Here is a 17170-nt window from a genome sequence, read left to right on the forward strand (position 1 = left end):
GCCCGGACGGCGCCTGATACGGTCGAGGGAAACGGCAGGTCAGGGAGTTCGGAGCAAGGGGTGGTGGCGCGATGTGCGCTCGTCGGAGTGCCGATCCGGACCGGCCCACCTTCACCGAACAGGCCCGCCGCCGCCAGCTGATCGAGGCCACCATCGACTCGATCGCCACCCGCGGTTACCCGGCCACCTCGCTCGCCGCCATCGCCGAACAGGCCGGCGTCTCCAAGGCGGCCGTCCTCTACCACTACGCCTCCAAGGACAAGCTGACCGAGGCGACCCTGGCGCACGTCCTCGGCCAGTTCATGGCGTACGTCACCGAACGCGTCGAGCGCGAGGCCGACCCGAAGGCCGCCCTCGTCGCCTATGTGCGAGCGATGATCGGCTACCAGCAGGCCAACCGGCGCCATGTGCGGGTGATCGTCGAGATGCTGCTCGACGACCAGGGCGGCACCAAGCTGAAGACGCCGGGCTCGCACGACACCGCCGGCCGCTGGCAAGGACTGGCAGACCTACTGACGAAGGGTCAGGAGACAGGCGGTTTCCGCGAGTTCGACACGCGTACGGTGGCGCTCGCCATCGGCGGGGCGATCGACGGCGTCATCGCGCACTGGCTCGTCCACCCCGAGCTCGACCTGGACGCGGCCGCGGCCGAACTGGTGACCTTCACGCTGCTCGCCGTGGAACGCTGAGACCCCTCAACTAGCCTTTACTACGGGCGTATTGGGGTGCGTGCTCGGGCCGTACACCGACGCCTCCGAGGTACGCGGTCACGCCGCGCAGCACCGGGAACCGCCGGACCAGGCGCAGGGGCAGCGGAAGCCGGTCACCGCGGAGCGTCCCGTCAAGGGCGGGCTTCAGCAGCAGGTCGTGCTCGCCGCGCTGCTGCTTCTGCACGACGGTCACGGGCAGCCCGCGACGACGCTGGACGCGCCCCAACTCCCGTACGGTGACGGCCCGTTGACGTAGCGGGCGGGCGAGTATGCGGGCGGCGGCGACCGCGTCCTGGACGGCCAGGTTGACGCCGACTCCGCCCACCGGGGACATGGTGTGGGCGGCATCGCCGATGCACAGCAGACCGTCCCGGTACCAGCGGGGCAGCCGCCCCATCGTCACGTCGAGCAGTTTCACATCGTCCCAGGAGCGGATCGCGGCGGTCACTTCCGCGTCCCAGCCGAAGAGTTCACCGAGTCGGTCGCGCAGCCACTGAATGTCGTGGCCGCGCAGCGCCTCGTCCTGCCCCTTCGGGATGAGGTAGGCGGTCTGGTAGTAGTCGCCCCGGTCCATGGTGACGGCCGCCTGACCGCCGCCGAAGCGGGCGAAGACACGGCCCTCCTTGACGCCTCCCCCGGGTGCGGGCACTCGCGCCTGCCAGACGTCCATCGGCACCTCGAACTCGTCCTGGAACAGTCCGGCTCGGCGGGCCACGACCGAGTCCCGGCCGTCGCAGGCCACCGTGAGATCGGCGGCCAGTTCGCCGGGGCGGCCGTGTTCGTCCACGTACCGCACTCCCGTGACGCGGCCGCCGTCGGTGCGCAGGCCGGTCACCGCGGTGCGCATGCGCAGCGTGAACGACGGTTCCTTGGACGCCGCTTCGGCGAGCAGGCCGAGGAAGTCCCACTGCGGCACCATCGCGATGTACTTGTGCGGGCCGGGGATGCGGCGGAAGTCGGCCATGACGACGGTGGTGTCACCGATCTCCATGCGCATCTCCTCCAGCCTGCGCGCGGGCAGCGCCGCGAAGCGCTCTCCGAGGCCGAGTTCGTCCAGGAGGCGCAGGGTCGAGGGGTGGACCGTGTCGCCCCTGAAGTCCCGCAGGAAATCGCCGTGCTTCTCCAGGACCGTCACGTCTATGCCGGCCCTGGCGAGCAGCAGTCCGAGCATCATCCCCGCCGGCCCCCCGCCGACGATGCAGCAGGTCGTTCGCTGCCCAGGCTCCGCAGCCCTCACGTTCACCACTCCCTCTCCCGTGATGCGGATGTGATCGGGCTCGACTCTAACCGACCGGTCAGCAGTCTGACCGATCGGTAGGCAAGTTGGGGAGGCCGGGTGCGGGGTGCGCTCTCAGGCCCGCTTCGGGTCAGTCGGTGAAGACGGCGTCGAGGTAGACCCAGGCCCCGTCGACCCGCGAGAACCGGCTCTGCTCATGCAGGGAGCCGGGCTCGCCGCCGTGGGTGTAGTGCGCCCGGAAGGTCACCGTGCCGGTGGAGTGGAAGGCGCTGCCGTCGGCGGTGTCCAGGATTTCCAGTCGGGTCCAGCGCATGCCGGGGTCGAAGTCGATGCCGGTGGGCCGAGTGTCCGGGTGCCAGGTGCGCATCAGGTACGGCCCGTCCTGCACCGCGAAGGCACTGAACCGCGAGCGCATCAGCGCCTCGGCGGTGGGGGCGGCGGCCGTGCCCGAGTGATAACGGCCACAGCACTCGGCATAGGCGGCGGGCAGCCCGCAGGGACAGGACTTGGGGACGGCGGAACGTGCGGGGCGCTTGGTGCGACGGGACATGGCCTCATCTGATCACAGGGGCCGGCTTCAGCGGCATCGTCATCGGGGCACGTGCGGCCGGGCCGCCTCCCCATCTGCCTCGGCATCGGCATCGGCATCCGCTCCCAGCCGGGGTGAGTCCCCAAAAAGGGGCGATGGGATGATCTAGTCGTGGTGAGGGTCGGGAAAGCGGGTCTTCTCGTGTCTCGCTCGCAGGTACCCGGCGGGGCTCTCACCTCTGGGCCGGGACGCCGTCTCGGTGCTGCCCTGGCCGGCGCTTTTCGGGGTTCGTCGGCTTCCTTGGACACCTCGGGTTGCCTGGGTTCCTGGGATTCCTGGTCGCTGCGCTCGCGACGCGGGCACGCGCTCGGGAGGCCGCCGGGTGTGTGATGTGCGTCTCGTGGGTCAACCGAGCACCCCCTCCCAGGCGTAGGCATGTCAAAGAACCGATCACGCGAGGAGCTGGGCCGCTGTTGACCGAGGAGGAGTTCACCGAGTGCCGCACCGTCCCGGCCCTGCCGCGCCTCCTCGGTCCGAGGCCTGCCCGAGGCCGGTTCGTCCTGACCGGCGCCGCGAGCACGGACCGGGGCCTGCCGGCCGTACGGCATGGTCTGTGCGCCGCGCCGTACCACGGCTGCGACCCGCCGGCCCGCCCGTCCGCATCGCTCGACGCCCGACCACGCTGACCGCCTACCAAGAAAGCCTCATGAAGACTTCGACGACCACAGCGATCAGCGCCCAGCGAATATCGCCGGAAACCCAGCACACCGCTCCCGCCGCCCCGACCGCCCATCCCCCCAAGGGCGCGCCCCGCACCCCCGCCAGGAACACCTGGCCGCACAGAGCCTGGCACGCGGCAGGGCCGGGGCTGGTGATCTACGGCGCTTCCGCCGTCCTGCACCTCGTACTCCTTGCGCTCATGAGCCCGCCCGGCGCACCCGGCGTCCACGACAAGCTGCTCTCCTGGGACGGCGATCTCTACCGGGCCATCGCCCAGGACGGCTACCCCGACAGCTTCACCCATGACGCCGACGGAAAGGTCGCCGGAAACAACCTGGCGTTCTTCCCCGCCTACCCGGCCCTGATCCGCGCCGTCCACGCCCTGACCGGTCTCGGCTACGGCACCGCGGCACTGGTGGCCGCTCACCTCGCGATGATCGCCGCACTCGTCGCCGTCCACGTCCTCGTCAGCCGGCTCTACGACCGCCGCACCGCCACCCTGGCCACGATCCTGCTGGCCTGCGCCCAGCCCATGGCCATCTCCTTCCTCATGGCCTACAGCGAGTCGCTGTTCCTCGCCCTGGCCGCCGCCACCCTCGTGGCCGCCCACCGCAGGGCGTGGCTCACCGCCGGCATGTTCGGCCTCCTGACAGGTCTGGCCCGGCCCGCCGCCGCGGCCGTGGCCGTCGCGCTGGCCGTGGCCGTCGTGATGCACCTGATACGCGAACGCCGCCTGACCTGGCGCCCCGTCACCGCCCTCGTCCTGGCCTGCGCCGGAACCCCGGCCTACCTGTGGTGGGTGGGCCGACGCCTCGACCGCCCCGACGCATGGTTCACGATCCAGCGGGCCGGCTGGGACACCCGCTGGGACAACGGCAGCTCGTTCTGGCACTTCCTCGGCTACGCGTTCACCGAGGCCGACGGCTGGGTGCCCGTCAGCACCGCTGTCCTGCTCCTGGCGCTCATCGCCGCCACGGCCCTCGCCTGGCAGCGCGGCACCTGGCCACCGCTCCTGGTCTACGGCACCGCGATCCTCGTCCTCACCCTCGGACAGAGCAACTACTACCACTCCAAACTCCGCCTGGTGGTCCCCGCCCTGATCTTCCTCATCCCCCTCGCCCGAGGCCTCAGCCACGCCCGCCCGCGTACCACGGCGATCGTCCTGACCGCAGCCTCCCTGTTCGGCTCCTGGTACGGCGCCTACATGCTGACCGCCTGGCACTACGCCATCTGACAGGGGGATCGGAGGGCGCTACTCACGGCGGATCCACCACTCCCCCAAGGCGGGCGCCGACGGTGAGGCACACTCCCGGATCCCACCCGATCTCACTAGGATCCGCGCATGGCAGCGCGCCCCTTGCGTAACTCCTCAGCGTCCTCGGTGAACTCCCCGGCGCCCGTCCGCGCGTCGGCTTCCCGCGACCGCACGGTGGTGAGGCGCCGAGCCCGACAGGCCACACCCCGGACCCGGAACCGACGCCCATCGACGCCTCCGACAGGGAATCCGACATGACCACAGCACGGGACCTGCTGCTCGTCAGCCTGGACGTCACCACCCGCCGCCCCGTCGAGCAGGGCGACCTCTCCCTGGCCCTCGCCGGAGCCGAACTGCTCGACCTCGCCGACGCCGAGGTCCTCACCCTGGACGGCGACCGCATCGTCCCCGGTCTGCCGCGCGCGCTGGATGACCGGCAGTTGACCGAAGCGGCGGCGGCCCTCGCCCGGCAGACACCGTACGAGTCCGTCGAGGACTGGCTCTGGCGCCGGGGTCGTGGCCTGTACGCGGCCTACCTCGCCGCGCTCGAAACGGACGGAGGCGTCACCCGGCAGCACCGGCGCTGGATTCCGCTGAGCACCGGCCGCACCGCGGTGGCCGACTCGCCGGAGCGGCGTCGCGCGGTGGAGCGCTGGGCCTCGGGCGAGCCCGTCCTCACCGGTCTCGCAGCCGCCGCCCGGCTCCGCGACGAGCCGCCCGAGGAGTTCGCGGACCGCACGGGCGACGCGGTCGTGACCGTGCTGGCCGCCGTCGACGACGCGGTGACGGAACTGGCGGGCGTGCGGCAGCGGCGCAGCATCGAGGACGCGGCCTTCGACAACGTCTGGCGAGGCCAGTGACCCGCCGGTGACCCAAGCCCGGGCGGGCGTCGCGCCTCGCCCGCCCCCTCACCCTCCGGTACAACCACTCGATATCGGCCATACGTGGAGTTACCGCGATTAACCCTGCGCGAGAGCCCTACGGTGATCCAGATGCGCCATCGGCGCAGCAACGTGAGCCATGGGGCAGGGAGTTGAGGCATGAAGCAGAGGTTGCGCGTCCTGGTCGCGGTCGGGGCCCTGACGCTGGGAGTGGCGGGTGCGGGAACCGCCGAGGCCGCTCCGACGGGGCACGGCTGTCCGACGGCGGAGGTCTTCGCCACGAACAACACCGCGATCATCACTGATCCGGCCGACCCGCGGCTCAGGACCCGGCTCACCCACTTCGACCACGAAGTGCGCGGGATCATCCGTGCCAACGGGGCCCGGCCCGGCGCCTCGAAGCTGCTCGACGGCGTCTTCTGGTCCGGTGACCTGAAGCAGGCCACCTATGAGCGCTCGCGCGAGTTCGATGTCAACAGGGTCGGCCGCGACGGCCTTCACCACATCGCCGGGGTCATCGCCAAGCAGTACCACCAGGAGTCGGTGCTGACCTTCCGGTGCCTGCCGCGTACGTCACCGGAGACCGACGCGGTGGAGATCCAGGCGCCCGGCGTCTCCGCGACGCAGCTCCATGACGCACTGGTCGCGGACCCGGAGGCCCGCGACGAGCTGGGCGGCGGCTCGGTGACCCTCGACGGCCGGCTCACCCTCATCGCCCCGCTCGCCGACCTGCCGCTGGCCCAGAAGTTCACCAAGTCACTGGGCGTCGACTGGACCAAGGCCCAAGTCCGTTACGGAGACGAGGAGTTCGTCTCTTGACGTGCTCCCCTACCTGACGGTCGGGGATTCCTGCTGCGGTCGGCTGACCGTCTGGGTGGCTTCCTGCTTCAACGCGCTGTGCCGGGACTTTCGTCCTGGTCTTATCTGCGCTCTGCGAGGCGTTTAGCCTGTCCGCCCGTCCGGCGGCCAGGGTGTTCTGGGAGGCGTTGTCGTCGCGGTCGTGGACGGCTCCGCACGCCCGGCACGTCCATTGGCGGACGTGGAGGGGCTTGGGGCCGTCCTTGACGCCGCACGCGGAGCAGACTTGGGAGGTCGGCTCGAAGCGTCCGATCTTCCCGAAGTACCGCCCGTGCTTGACTGCCTTGTACTCCAGCATGTTCACGAACGCCGACCAGCCGGCGTCGTGCACGGACTTCGCCAGCCGGGTGCGGCCGAGGCCGGACACCGCGAGGTCTTCCACATACACCGCTTGGTTGTCGCGAATGATCTGCGTGGATGCCGTGTGGTGCCAGTCCCGGCGACGGTCGGCCACGCGGGCGTGCTGCCGCGCGACCTTGACACGAGCCTTGACTCGATTCTTCGAACCCTTGGCCTTGCGGTTGAGGCCCCTCTGCAACCGCTTCAGCTTCTTCTCGGCGCGGCGCAGGAACCTGGGCGAACTGATGCGCGTGCCGTCGGAGAGAACGGCGAAGGTGGTCAAACCCAGGTCGATGCCGACTTCCGTATCCAGCACGGGCAGGATGTCGAGTTCGGTGTCCACGACGAAACTCATGAAGTACCGGCCCGAGGAATCCTCGGTCACAGTCAGGGATGTGGGTGCGGCTGGCAGGGTCCGCGACCACTTCACCTTGATGTTCCCGACCTTGGCCACATAGACCGTACCGTTTCCCTGGACGGAGAACGCGTTGGCGTTGAGGCGGATGGACTGCCGGGAGTCCTTCTTCGACTTGTACCGAGGAGGAGCCACCCTCGGGCCTTTGCGCTTGCCCTTGACCGAGCCGAAGAAGCCCTTGTAGGCAGTGTCCAAGTCTCGCAGGGACTGCTGCAGAACGACCGCCGACACCTCGGCGAGCCAAGCACGCTCCTCGGTCCGCTTCGCTTGCGCGATACGAACCCGGGACAACTCTGCCGACTTCACATACGGCAGCCCCGCCGCATGCGCTTCCCTCCGGTCACGCAGGCAGTCATTCCACACCACACGTGCACACCCGAAGGCACTCGCCAGCGCACGACGCTGCGAAGTGTCCGGATATGCACGGTAGTCGTAGCGCAAGTGCATGCACACGAGCCTACGAGAACTGACCTCCTGGATCAGGAGAATGAGCGAGCCGAGGGAGCCCAACGGCGAACGTGACTGTGGGAGATGCACGCCATTCCCGCCATGAAGGGCGGGACGTTCACACAAGATCGCCAGGTAACTGCCGTTAATCAGCTGCCCCATCCACCTTCCGGGATCGACGCGGCGACCGTATGCTCCTGCGCCGGACGTGACCGTTACCACCGGTAATAGGGGGCACCGTGGCGCGCACGGGCAGCACGAGACGGACTTTTGTCGCGGGTACGGCAGCGGCGGGCGCGGCGGCCGCCCTCGGGTTCGAGGCGCCCGCCGCCTCGGCCGCTGCGAGCACATCGGCGGCGGGCGGCCGGAGCGTCGCCGTGCTCGGCGGCGGGGTCGCCGGACTGACGGCCGCCCACGAACTGGCCGAGCGCGGCTTCCGGGTGACGCTCTTCGAGCGCCGGGCACTCGGCGGCAAGGCCCGCTCCATGGACGTACCGGACAGCGCGAAGGGCGGCCGCAAGCCACTGCCCGCCGAGCACGGCTTCCGCTTCATCCCCGGCATCTATCACAACCTGCCGGACACGATGCGGCGGATCCCGTTCCCCGGCAACCAGCACGGGGTCTGGGACAACCTGGTGGCGCCCAAGGAGATGATGTTCGCGCGGACCGGCCAGGAGGATCTGCGCCTGCCGATGCCAGGGGCCGGTACGCCCCAGCCGCTCACCCTCGACGACATCCGCCGCGCCCTGACCGGGGTGCTCGGAACCTTCCAGCGGCTGCCCGCCCGCGAGGTCGCCTACTTCGTGGACCGGCTCGCGGTCTTCCTCACCAGCTGCCAGGAGCGCCGCGACCACCAGTGGGAGTCCACGCCCTGGTGGACGTTCACCCGGGCCGCGCAGATGAGTTACGACTACCAGCGCATCCTCGCCGTCGGCGTCACCCGCAACATCGTGGCCACCAAGGCCGAGGAGGCCAGCACCCGCACGGTGGGCAGCCTGCTGGAGGCCTTCGTATTCAATGCGCTGGGCCGAGGGGCGGACGGGCCCCTCGACCGCATTCTCAACGCGCCGACCAACGAGGCGTGGATCGACCCGTGGGTCACTCAACTGCGTTCGCTGGGCGTCGAGTTCAAGGTGGGCTGGACCGTACGCGAAGTCACGTACGGCAGCGGCAAGGTGACGGGTATTCAGGTCGAGGACGAGAGCGGAACCGTCCGGACCGTTACCGCCGACCACTACGTCTCGGCGCTGCCCGTGGAGCACGCGCGGCTCACTTGGAGTGCGGCGATGCGCGCCGCCGACCCGCAGCTGGCACGCTGCGACCAGCTGCGAACGGACTGGATGACGGGCATTCAGTTCTATCTGACGGAGCGGCCCGACATCGTGCACGGGCACGTCGACTGCATCGACTCTCAGTGGTCACTGACCGCCATCGCGCAGGCCGAACACTGGCCGCGGCAGCCCTTCGCGGCCGGCTACGGCGACGGGACGGTCGCCGACTGCCTCTCGGTCGACATCTCCGAATGGGACAAGCCCGGGATCCTGTACGGGAAGACGGCCAAGCAGTGCACGCGCGAAGAGGTCGCGCGCGAGGTGTGGGCGCAGCTGAAGGCCGCGCTCAACGACACCGGAAAGACGGTCCTCAGCGACTCCAGGCTGCACTCCTGGTTCCTGGACCCGGGCGTCTCCGGCATCGGGACGCCGAACCCGCACAACGAGGACGAGCTGCTCATACACCCCACCGGCACCTTCCACAACCGCCCGTCGGCCGCCACGAAGATCCCCAACTTCTATCTCGCGGGCGACTACGTGGCCGTTCCCATCGACCTGGCCACGATGGAGGGCGCCAACACCTCGGGCCGCCTGGCCGCCAACGCCCTTCTGGACAGGGTGGGTTCGACGGCGCCGCGCTGCACGGTGACCCCGCTCTACAGCGCGCCGGAGCTCGACTTCCTGAAGGGAGACGACCGGCTGCGCTACCGGCTCGGTCTGCCGAACGTCTTCGACGTGGGGTGAGAGGTGAGGGCGCGGGCCCGCCCCGCGCCCTCATACCTTGCGAGCCACGCCCGAGTACACCGGGATCGTCGCGTCGCCCTCGGCCGCCGGCTCACCCAGCTCCGGGTGCCAGGCGGCGGCCAGGCCGACGCCCGGGGCGGCCAGTTCGCGGCCGTCGAAGAACCGGGCGACCTCGGCCTTGGTCCGCGGCCGCAGCGTGACGCCGCCGCTCTTGTAGAGTTCCACGGCCCGGGCCGCGCTCTGCGGGTCGAAGTCGCCGGTGATCTGCGACAGGACCAGATAGCTGCCCGGCGCGAGGACACCCAGGAGGCGGTCGACGACGCCGTACACATCGTCGTCGTCCCCGATGAAGTGGGTCAGCGCGATCAGCGAGAGCGCGACCGGACGGTCGAAGTCCAGGGTTCCCCGGGCCAGTTCGAGGATGCGCTCGGGTTCGCGGACGTCGGCCTGGATGTACTCGGTGACGCCTTCGGGGGTGGAGCGCAGCAGGGCCTCCGCGTGCCGCAGCACGATCGGGTCGTTGTCCGCGTACACGATGCGGGCGTCGCTCGCGGTGGCCTGGGCGACCTGGTGGAGGTTGGGCTCGGTGGGGATGCCGGTGCCGATGTCCAGGAACTGGCGCACGCCCTGTTCGGCGAGCCAGCGCGTGGCGCGGTGCATGAAGGCCCGGTTGACCCGTGCGATGTCCCGGCCGCGTGAGTCGAGGGCGAGGAGCTGCTCGGCGAGCGCCTCGTCGACCGGGTAGTTGTCCTTGCCGCCGAGGAACCAGTCGTACACCCGGGCCGGATGGGGCTTGCTGGTGTCGATCGTCACGGCGGTGCGGTCTTGCCCGGTCATGTGCGCTCCATGGGGATGAAGGTCAGTGAACAGGTGGGGGAATCAGGGCAGTTGAGGCGTGAGAAGGGGATCACGTCAGCAGGAAGTCGGCCTGGCCGGACTTCGCGCCCTCGATGAAGGCCGCGATCTCACCGGGGGTGTAGATCAGCGCGGGCCCCTCGGGATCGGCCGACTGGCGCACCGCGACCCTGCCGTCGGCCAGCTTCATGGCTTCGAAGCAGTTGCCGCCGTTGCCGCCGCTCCAGGGCTTGTGCCAGCCCTCGGCGCCGAGTTCGGCGGCGGGCATGCCGTTGTAGATGTGCCCGTCCGCCGGCCCGCCGTCGTATATGTGATCCATTCACAGCTCCTTGCGGAGATCCTTGAGGATCTCCTTCGTGCGTTGTGCAGTCGCGGCCTGAGCCGCCATGCGGTCCATGACCTCCAGGTGGGTGGCCACCTCGGGGCGCGCGTCGAGGTAGACGGCGCCGGTCAGGTACTCGCTGTAGACCATGTCCGGCAGTTCGGGCACGGCGAAGCGGAAGAGGACGAAGGGTCCGTACGTCCCCGGATGGTGCCCGGTGGCGAACTCGGCCAGTTGCACGGTGACGTTGGGCAGCTTCGACGCCTCCAGGAGGCGGTCGATCTGGTCCCGCATCACCTGCGCCGAGCCGACCGGGCGGCGCAGCACCGTCTCGTCCATGACGACCCACAGCCGCGGGGCGTCCTGTCGGGTGAGCAGCGACTGACGCTCCATGCGCAGGGCCACGTGCCGCTCTATGTCGGCCTCGCTGGTTGCCCCGAGCGCCCCGCTGCGCATCACGTGGCGGGCGTACTCCTCGGTCTGCAGCAGCCCGGGCACGAAGTGCGGCTCGTACGACCTGATCAGCGAGGCCGCGCCCTCCAGGCTGACGTACATGCTGAACCAGTCGGGCAGGATGTCGTGGAAGCGCTGCCACCAGCCCGGCTTGTTGGCCTCCTCGGCGAGGGCTATGAAGCCTTCCGCCTCCTCGTCGCCGATGCCGTACGCCTGCAGCAGCAGCACTACGTAAGGGATTTTGAGGGAAACCTCGGCCATCTCCATGCGCCGGACGGTGGCCGGGGCCACCCGCAGCACCTTGGCCGCCTCCTCGCGCCTGAGGCCGGCCCGCTCGCGCAGGTCCTGCAGGCGTCTGCCCAGCACGACCTGGCCCACGGTCGGGGCGGACCGGGGTTCACTCACTTCAGACCTCCCCACGCGCTGTTGCGAGCAGTGTGCCATGTCGTTGCAGAGAGGAGAACGGCACTCTGCAATTTTCAGAGTGCCCCTTGCCAAGTGTCCGCCGTGGGTACAAGGTAGGTCGGGTGAACCAGTTCACACGCGGTGTTCGTGCGCAGCCTTGGGGGAGGCCGCGCCGGGTGTCGCTTCCCCACTGTGAGGATTCCGGTCGTGGCTCCTGGTAACGCGCTCATCCCCCAGCTGACAGGCGCATGCTCCGGGACCGCTGTGCGGCGGTACGCCTTCGACGTGCCGGCCCGTACCGATTCGGTTTCCCTCGCCCGGCGGCGCAGCAGGGAGATGCTGACCGGCTGGGGGCACCACGAGGACCTTCACGAGACCGCCGCCCTGGTGATCTCGGAGCTCGTCACCAACGCCGTCGTGCACACCGCCGGCGACCACATACTGTGCGAACTGACCGATCTCCAGCGGGTGTTGCGGATAGCGGTCAGGGACCTGGGCTGCGGCTCCGCGGGGCCGCGCCTGTGCTATTCGGACGACGACGAGGAGCGTGGACGCGGGCTGCTGCTCGTGGACGCGGTGAGCAGCGCGTGGGGTGCGCACGACGCCCCGTACGGGCCCGGCCGGATCGTCTGGGCCGAGCTCGCGCACGGCGGGCCGGGCGAGGCGGGCCGGCCGTGCTGAGAGAAATGCTTCCCTGGGGACCCCGGTCCGGGCGACAGGGCCCGCGACCCGATGGGTCCGGAACCGCCGGGCCCCGTGGCCCCGTGCGCAGTGGGGGTGCGCACGGTGTGCCCGGGCCCGGCGGCTCCGCCGCTCCAACGGGCGGCGGGGTGCTGCTGCCGGCCGTCCGGCCGGCGACGCTGGGCCGGGACGCGGTGGGGGTGCCCGCCGCGCACGGATTCCGGCTGCTGTCCCGGCTGCCCCGGTCCGGCTGCGTCTTCGCCTCGGCCGACTGGTGGTGGTGGATCGTGCCGGCCGGCTCCGACCACGATCTGCCCTGGCCCCGGCCGGTGCGCTACGCCCCCGGGGCCGTGGTCCCGGACGCCGACCGGCCGCGCCTGATCAACTTCCCGGAGGGCACGACGCCCTACACCCCGCCGATCCCGCTGTACCTGGTGGTCTGCCAGCTGACGGGCACGGCGCCGGCCTGGGTGTGAGGACGTAGGGGGTCAGTCGGTCGGCAGGCCACCGGCCGCCTCGGCCAGCGCTTCCAGAACCGGGCGGAACAGCGGATGGCCCTCCGCCCCCCTGCGGACCGCGGCGAACACCCGGCGGGTCGCCGCGGGGCCCGCCACGGGACGTACCACCGTGTCCTTCCGCTCCATGCCGCTCAAAGCGGACCGCGGCACGAGGGCCACACCCGCGCCCGCGCCCGCCAGCGCGACCACCGCCCGGAAGTCGTCGGACCAATGCACCAACTTGGGCTGGAATCCCGCGAGTTCACAGGCGAGCAGCATCACGTCGTGGCAGGGGTTGCCCGGGTAGGGCCCGATCCAGTCGTCGTCGGCGAGGGCCGAGAGGGGCACCTGCGGGGACTGGGCGAGGGGGTGCGCCGCGGGCAGTACGGCATCGAACGGCTCGGCGTACAGCGGGACGCGCGAGAGTCTGCTGTCGTCCTCGCGGGGCGCGCCCCGGTATTCGACGGCGAGCGCGAGATCGGCCTCGCCGTCCAGGACGAGCGGCAGCGCCTCGTCGCCCTCGGCGTCCCGTACGCGGACCCGGATCGCGGGGTGGCTCGCGCGCAGCCGCGTGATCGCGGGCGCCAGGACCTCCGCGATGCCCGTCGCGAAGGCGGCCACGGTGACCTCTCCGGCCGCGCCGCCCGCGTAGGCGGCCAGCTCCGCCTCGGCCCGCTCCAGCTGGGCCAGGACCGCGTTGGCGTGCTCCAGGAGGATCTCGCCGGCGGCCGTGAGCCGTACGCCCTTGCCGCTGCGGGTCAGCAGGGTGTGCCCGGTCTCCTGCTCCAGGGCGGCGAGCTGCTGGGAGACGGCGGAGGGGGTCAGATACAGCGCTGCTGCCGCGGCGGTCACCGTGCGGTGGTCCGCCGCGGCACGCAGGATGCGGAGCCGGCGGGGGTCGATCACCCAGCCATTGTCGCCCGGGCGTCAGCCCTTCATCGACGCGCGCGCGTCGATGAAGGCGGCCACCGTCTTCTCGATGTCCTCGGTGGAGTGCGCGGCCGAGAGCTGGACGCGGATGCGGGCCGCGCCCATCGGGACCACCGGGTAGGAGAAGCCGATCACGTACACGCCGCGCTCCAGGAGCAGCTCGGCCATGCGGGCCGCCTCCGCCGCGTCGCCGATCATGACGGGCGCGATGGGGTGCTCGCCGGGCAGGATCTCGAAGCCCGCCTCGGTCATCTTCGTACGGAAGAGCAAGGTGTTGGCGGCGAGCTTCTCGCGCAGGTCACCGGCCGATTCCAGGAGGTCGAGGACCTTGAGCGATGCGGCGGCGATGACCGGGGCGAGCGAGTTCGAGAACAGGTACGGGCGGGAGCGCTGGCGCAGCAGGGCCACGATCTCGGCGCGGGCGGCGACATAGCCGCCGGAGGCGCCGCCGAGCGCCTTGCCGAGGGTGCCGGTGATGATGTCGACGCGGTCGCTCACCCCGTGCAGGGCGGGAGTGCCGGCGCCGCCGGGGCCGGTGAAGCCGACGGCGTGCGAGTCGTCGACCATGACCATCGCGTCGTAGCGGTCGGCGAGGTCGCAGATCTCCTGGAGCGGCGCGATGTAGCCGTCCATGGAGAACACGCCGTCGGTGACGATCAGGCGGCGCCGGGCCCCGGACGCCTCCTTGAGCTTGGCCTCCAGGTCGGCCATGTCGCGGTTGGCGTAGCGGAAGCGGGCCGCCTTGGACAGGCGGATGCCGTCGATGATCGAGGCATGGTTCAGGGCGTCGGAGATGACCGCGTCCTGGGCGTCCAGGAGGGTCTCGAAGACGCCGCCGTTGGCGTCGAAGCAGGAGGAGTAGAGGATCGTGTCCTCCTGCCCGAGGAACGCCGACAGGCGGCCCTCCAGCTCCTTGTGGACGTCCTGGGTGCCGCAGATGAAGCGGACCGAGGCCATGCCGTAGCCCCAGCGGTCCAGGGCGTCCTTGGCGGCGGCGATCACGTCGGGGTGGTCGGCGAGGCCGAGGTAGTTGTTGGCGCAGAAGTTGAGTACGTCGCCCGACGGAACGGAGACGGAGGCGCTCTGCGGGGTGGAGATCACGCGCTCGGGCTTGAAGAGACCGGCTTCCTTGATCTCGTCGAGGGTCTTCTGGAGGTCGTCGCGGACGTTCGCGTACATGCTCGGGGGCTCCTAGGGGTGTCCGGTGGGTCCGGGCGGGGCTCAGACGGTCCAGTCGAGGATGATCTTGCCGCTGCGGGCGGTGGCGGCCTCGTCGAAGGCCGCGTCGAAGTCCTGGTAGCCGTACTTGCCGGTGATCACGGGGCTGAGGTCGAGGCCGCCTTCGAGCAGCACGGTCATGGCGTACCACGTCTCGAACATCTCGCGGCCGTAGATGCCCTTGATGGTGATCATCGAGGTGACGATCTTCGCCCAGTCCACGGCGAACTCCTGCGCGGGCAGGCCGAGCATCGCGATGCGGCCGCCGTGCGTCATGTTCGCGACCATGTCGCGCATCGCCTCGGGGCGGCCCGACATCTCCAGGCCGATGTCGAAGCCCTCCTTGAGGCCGAGCTGGCGCTGGGCGTGGGCGATGTCGTGCTCGGCGACGTTGAGCGCGAGGGTGGCGCCGGCCTTGCGGGCGATCTCCAGGCGGGACTCGCTGACGTCGGTGATGACGACGTTGCGGGCACCGGCGTGCTTGGCGACGGCCGCGGCCATGATGCCGATCGGGCCCGCGCCGGTGATCAGTACGTCCTCGCCGACCAGCGGGAACGACAGCGCGGTGTGCACGGCGTTGCCGAACGGGTCGAAGATCGCGGCGACGTCGAGGTCGACCTGGGTGCGGTGCACCCACACGTTGGAGGCGGGCAGCGCCACGTACTCGGCGAACGCGCCGTTGCGGCCGACGCCCAGGCCGATGGTGGCGCGGCACAGGTGGCGGCGCCCGGCCAGACAGTTGCGGCACTTCCCGCACACCAGGTGACCCTCGCCGCTGACCAGGTCGCCCACCGCGATGTCCTGGACGTCCGCGCCGATGGCGGCGACCTCGCCGACGAACTCGTGGCCCAGGATCAGCGGGGTCCTGACGGCGCCCTGCGCCCAGCCGTCCCAGGAGCGGATGTGCAGGTCGGTGCCGCAGATGCCGGTGCGAAGGACCTTGATCAGCACATCACCGGGCCCGGTCTCCGGCTCGGGAACGTCCATGAGCCACAGTCCGGCTTCGGCGTGCTGCTTGACAAGTGCCTTCATGGGCGGGGCTCCCGGCGTACGGAGAGGGGCGGCCGGCCACGGATCAGTGGCCGGACGTAGGGACTGAGGGATAGGACGGATCGGACGGACCGGATGGATCTGACACAACCCGACGGACCCGCTGGGACTGACGGGCGGGCCTGACGGGCCCAGCGGGTCCGTCGGATGATCTTGCGCATGGGGGCGACCCGGCCGATCTTGCTGATCACCAATCTGCCGAGCCCGGGCCGCCGAGTCCATCGAGGATTTCTTAAGCGGGCCAACAGCCGAGCTTCACGCGCGCCCCTCGCGCCCCACGCGTGGCTCTGCTGAACCGTCCTTGTAGCCGGGATGTCGGCCATCTGTAGGCGCCCGCTGTGACCGTGGGGGCCCGGGCGTGAGACGCACGCCGGGGACACGGAGGAGGACCCGGATGGAGCAGCGGATTCCCGGGCAGAAGGCATCGATTCCGGGGCAGGGGTCGGGACAGTCGCTTCCGGTCCGGTTCATCGAGGTGGCGGGGGTTCGCAGGATCGCCGAGCACATGGTGAGGGTGACGTTCGGCGGCGCCGGCCTCGCGGACTTCCGCGCCAAGGGCCCCGATCAGCAGGTCAAGCTGTACTTTCCACGGCCCGGCCAGTCCGCGCCCGTGCTCCCCGTACCGGGCGGGAGCGGGGACTTCATGCGCTGGTACCAGGCTTTCCAGGAGATCCCCGAGCCGGAGCGGCCGTGGATGCGGAGCTATACCGTGCGGGCGCACGATCCGGCGCGCGGCACGATCGACATAGATTTCGTGCTGCATGCCGGTGCGGACGGCCCGGCGACCCGCTGGGCGCGGACCGCCGCGCCCGGCGCCGTCCTCGGCATGTTCGGACCGTCGGCGTACTTCGCGACTCCGGTGCCGATCGGTACCGCGGACTGGATGCTGCTCGCGGCCGACGAAACGGGCCTCCCAGCGCTCGCGACGATCGCGGAGGCCCTGCCGAAGGGGGCGCGTGCGGTCGCGTACATCGAGGTGAACGGCCCGGAGGACCAGCTCGCTCTGGAGACGGAGGGCGACCTGACCGTGCACTGGCTGCACAGGGCGCCGCAGCCGCCGGGGACCGGCGAGGTGCTGGTCCGGGCGGTGCGGGCGGCCGGGTTCCCGCCGGGTTCGGTGCACGCGTGGCTCGCCGGAGAGGCAGGCGCGGTACGAGCCGTCCGCCGCCACCTCGTCGCCGAACGGGGCCTGCCCAAGCGGTCGGTGAGCTTCGCCGGCTACTGGCGCCACCGCCTCACCCAGGACGACGCCCCGACCGAGGCGGACCTGGCGGAGGCGCGGGAGAGGGCGGAGGGGTGGGCCGATTAGGGGCTGGGAAGGACGCGGGGCGGGTCGGACCGGGGTAGCTGTGC

General features: G+C 70.6%; 18 protein-coding genes. 9 read left to right on the top strand and 9 right to left on the bottom strand.

Features of this window, described 5'->3' with window-relative positions; all coding sequences use genetic code 11:
- The first annotated feature begins 71 nt into the window (after positions 1-71).
- The gene (locus ACWC2B_RS07230; protein WP_450715443.1) at positions 72-689 is read left to right on the top strand and encodes a TetR/AcrR family transcriptional regulator; all 618 of its coding nucleotides are present in this window, start codon (positions 72-74) and stop codon (positions 687-689) included.
- A gap of 10 nt (positions 690-699) precedes the next feature.
- Here ACWC2B_RS07230 and ACWC2B_RS07235 read toward each other — a convergent pair whose 3' ends face one another.
- Both ACWC2B_RS07235 and ACWC2B_RS07240 read right to left on the bottom strand, forming a co-directional pair.
- Positions 700-1947, bottom strand: a complete 1248-nt coding sequence (locus tag ACWC2B_RS07235; protein WP_450715444.1) for an FAD-dependent oxidoreductase — start codon at positions 1945-1947, stop codon at positions 700-702.
- 130 nt (positions 1948-2077) lie between these two features.
- Positions 2078-2497, bottom strand: coding sequence for a YchJ family protein (locus ACWC2B_RS07240; protein ID WP_450715445.1), 420 nt, complete (start codon positions 2495-2497; stop codon positions 2078-2080).
- A gap of 452 nt (positions 2498-2949) precedes the next feature.
- On the opposite strand from ACWC2B_RS07240, the gene ACWC2B_RS07245 reads away from it, so the two are divergent.
- The 4 genes from ACWC2B_RS07245 (at position 2950) to ACWC2B_RS07260 (ending at position 6151) form a co-directional block, all read left to right on the top strand.
- A complete protein-coding gene (locus ACWC2B_RS07245; RefSeq protein ID WP_450715446.1) occupies positions 2950-3162 on the top strand; it encodes a hypothetical protein in 213 nt (70 codons plus the stop codon).
- A gap of 20 nt (positions 3163-3182) precedes the next feature.
- Entirely contained in the window at positions 3183-4430 is a 1248-nt protein-coding gene (locus ACWC2B_RS07250) for a hypothetical protein (RefSeq protein WP_450715447.1), read from the top strand.
- Between the two features lie 275 nt (positions 4431-4705).
- Positions 4706-5311: a GOLPH3/VPS74 family protein gene (locus ACWC2B_RS07255; protein ID WP_450715448.1), complete on the top strand. Its 606-nt coding sequence runs from the start codon at positions 4706-4708 to the stop codon at positions 5309-5311.
- A 180-nt stretch (positions 5312-5491) separates the two neighbouring features.
- A complete protein-coding gene (locus tag ACWC2B_RS07260; RefSeq protein ID WP_450715449.1) occupies positions 5492-6151 on the top strand; it encodes a hypothetical protein in 660 nt (219 codons plus the stop codon).
- Here ACWC2B_RS07260 and ACWC2B_RS07265 read toward each other — a convergent pair.
- Complete coding sequence (locus tag ACWC2B_RS07265) at positions 6081-7391, bottom strand: RNA-guided endonuclease InsQ/TnpB family protein (protein WP_450715450.1); 1311 nt, start codon at positions 7389-7391, stop codon at positions 6081-6083. The two genes, ACWC2B_RS07260 and ACWC2B_RS07265, sit on opposite strands and share 71 nt — an antisense overlap.
- A 239-nt stretch (positions 7392-7630) precedes the next feature.
- On the opposite strand from ACWC2B_RS07265, the gene ACWC2B_RS07270 reads away from it, so the two are divergent.
- Positions 7631-9406 (top strand): hydroxysqualene dehydroxylase, encoded by a 1776-nt coding sequence (locus ACWC2B_RS07270; protein WP_450715451.1) that lies wholly within the window; start codon positions 7631-7633, stop codon positions 9404-9406.
- A 30-nt stretch (positions 9407-9436) separates the two neighbouring features.
- Here ACWC2B_RS07270 and ACWC2B_RS07275 read toward each other — a convergent pair whose 3' ends face one another.
- The 3 genes from ACWC2B_RS07275 to ACWC2B_RS07285 form a co-directional block, all read right to left on the bottom strand.
- Positions 9437-10243: an SAM-dependent methyltransferase gene (locus tag ACWC2B_RS07275; RefSeq protein ID WP_450715452.1), complete on the bottom strand. Its 807-nt coding sequence runs from the start codon at positions 10241-10243 to the stop codon at positions 9437-9439.
- 70 nt (positions 10244-10313) lie between these two features.
- The gene (locus ACWC2B_RS07280; protein WP_450715453.1) at positions 10314-10580 is read right to left on the bottom strand and encodes a DUF397 domain-containing protein; all 267 of its coding nucleotides are present in this window, start codon (positions 10578-10580) and stop codon (positions 10314-10316) included.
- Positions 10581-11441, bottom strand: coding sequence for a helix-turn-helix domain-containing protein (locus ACWC2B_RS07285; RefSeq protein WP_450715454.1), 861 nt, complete (start codon positions 11439-11441; stop codon positions 10581-10583).
- A gap of 207 nt (positions 11442-11648) precedes the next feature.
- Between ACWC2B_RS07285 and ACWC2B_RS07290 the strand changes: the two genes are divergently transcribed.
- Positions 11649-12122 carry an ATP-binding protein gene (locus ACWC2B_RS07290; protein ID WP_450715455.1) on the top strand — a complete coding sequence of 158 codons (474 nt, stop codon included), beginning with the start codon at positions 11649-11651 and terminating at the stop codon, positions 12120-12122.
- Between the two features lie 107 nt (positions 12123-12229).
- Positions 12230-12598 carry a hypothetical protein gene (locus ACWC2B_RS07295; RefSeq protein ID WP_450715456.1) on the top strand — a complete coding sequence of 123 codons (369 nt, stop codon included), beginning with the start codon at positions 12230-12232 and terminating at the stop codon, positions 12596-12598.
- A gap of 12 nt (positions 12599-12610) precedes the next feature.
- On the opposite strand, the gene ACWC2B_RS07300 is transcribed toward ACWC2B_RS07295, so the two are convergent.
- The 3 genes from ACWC2B_RS07300 to tdh are packed head-to-tail and all read right to left on the bottom strand — an operon-like array spanning position 12611 to position 15799.
- Positions 12611-13525, bottom strand: a complete 915-nt coding sequence (locus tag ACWC2B_RS07300) for a LysR family transcriptional regulator (RefSeq protein WP_450715457.1) — start codon at positions 13523-13525, stop codon at positions 12611-12613.
- Between the two features lie 21 nt (positions 13526-13546).
- Complete coding sequence (locus ACWC2B_RS07305) at positions 13547-14728, bottom strand: glycine C-acetyltransferase (RefSeq protein WP_450715458.1); 1182 nt, start codon at positions 14726-14728, stop codon at positions 13547-13549.
- A gap of 42 nt (positions 14729-14770) precedes the next feature.
- The gene (gene tdh, locus ACWC2B_RS07310; protein WP_450715459.1) at positions 14771-15799 is read right to left on the bottom strand and encodes an L-threonine 3-dehydrogenase; all 1029 of its coding nucleotides are present in this window, start codon (positions 15797-15799) and stop codon (positions 14771-14773) included.
- A 412-nt stretch (positions 15800-16211) separates the two neighbouring features.
- Between tdh and ACWC2B_RS07315 the strand changes: the two genes are divergently transcribed.
- Positions 16212-17126: a siderophore-interacting protein gene (locus tag ACWC2B_RS07315; RefSeq protein WP_450715460.1), complete on the top strand. Its 915-nt coding sequence runs from the start codon at positions 16212-16214 to the stop codon at positions 17124-17126.
- The last annotated feature ends 44 nt before the right edge of the window (positions 17127-17170 follow it).

This window comes from Streptomyces sp. NPDC001415 (assembly GCF_053597395.1).

Bases quoted from the DNA above. Each gene is read 5' to 3' on its own strand.
- ACWC2B_RS07230 (WP_450715443.1), top strand. From the start codon at position 72: ATGTGCGCTCGTCGGAGTGCCGATCCGGACCGGCCCACCTTCACCGAA.
- ACWC2B_RS07240 (WP_450715445.1), bottom strand. From the start codon at position 2,497: ATGTCCCGTCGCACCAAGCGCCCCGCACGTTCCGCCGTCCCCAAGTCC.
- ACWC2B_RS07250 (WP_450715447.1), top strand. From the start codon at position 3,183: ATGAAGACTTCGACGACCACAGCGATCAGCGCCCAGCGAATATCGCCG.
- ACWC2B_RS07255 (WP_450715448.1), top strand. From the start codon at position 4,706: ATGACCACAGCACGGGACCTGCTGCTCGTCAGCCTGGACGTCACCACC.
- ACWC2B_RS07260 (WP_450715449.1), top strand. From the start codon at position 5,492: ATGAAGCAGAGGTTGCGCGTCCTGGTCGCGGTCGGGGCCCTGACGCTG.
- ACWC2B_RS07265 (WP_450715450.1), bottom strand. From the start codon at position 7,391: ATGCACTTGCGCTACGACTACCGTGCATATCCGGACACTTCGCAGCGT.
- ACWC2B_RS07275 (WP_450715452.1), bottom strand. From the start codon at position 10,243: ATGACCGGGCAAGACCGCACCGCCGTGACGATCGACACCAGCAAGCCC.
- ACWC2B_RS07280 (WP_450715453.1), bottom strand. From the start codon at position 10,580: ATGGATCACATATACGACGGCGGGCCGGCGGACGGGCACATCTACAAC.
- ACWC2B_RS07305 (WP_450715458.1), bottom strand. From the start codon at position 14,728: ATGTACGCGAACGTCCGCGACGACCTCCAGAAGACCCTCGACGAGATC.
- tdh (WP_450715459.1), bottom strand. From the start codon at position 15,799: ATGAAGGCACTTGTCAAGCAGCACGCCGAAGCCGGACTGTGGCTCATG.
- ACWC2B_RS07315 (WP_450715460.1), top strand. From the start codon at position 16,212: ATGGAGCAGCGGATTCCCGGGCAGAAGGCATCGATTCCGGGGCAGGGG.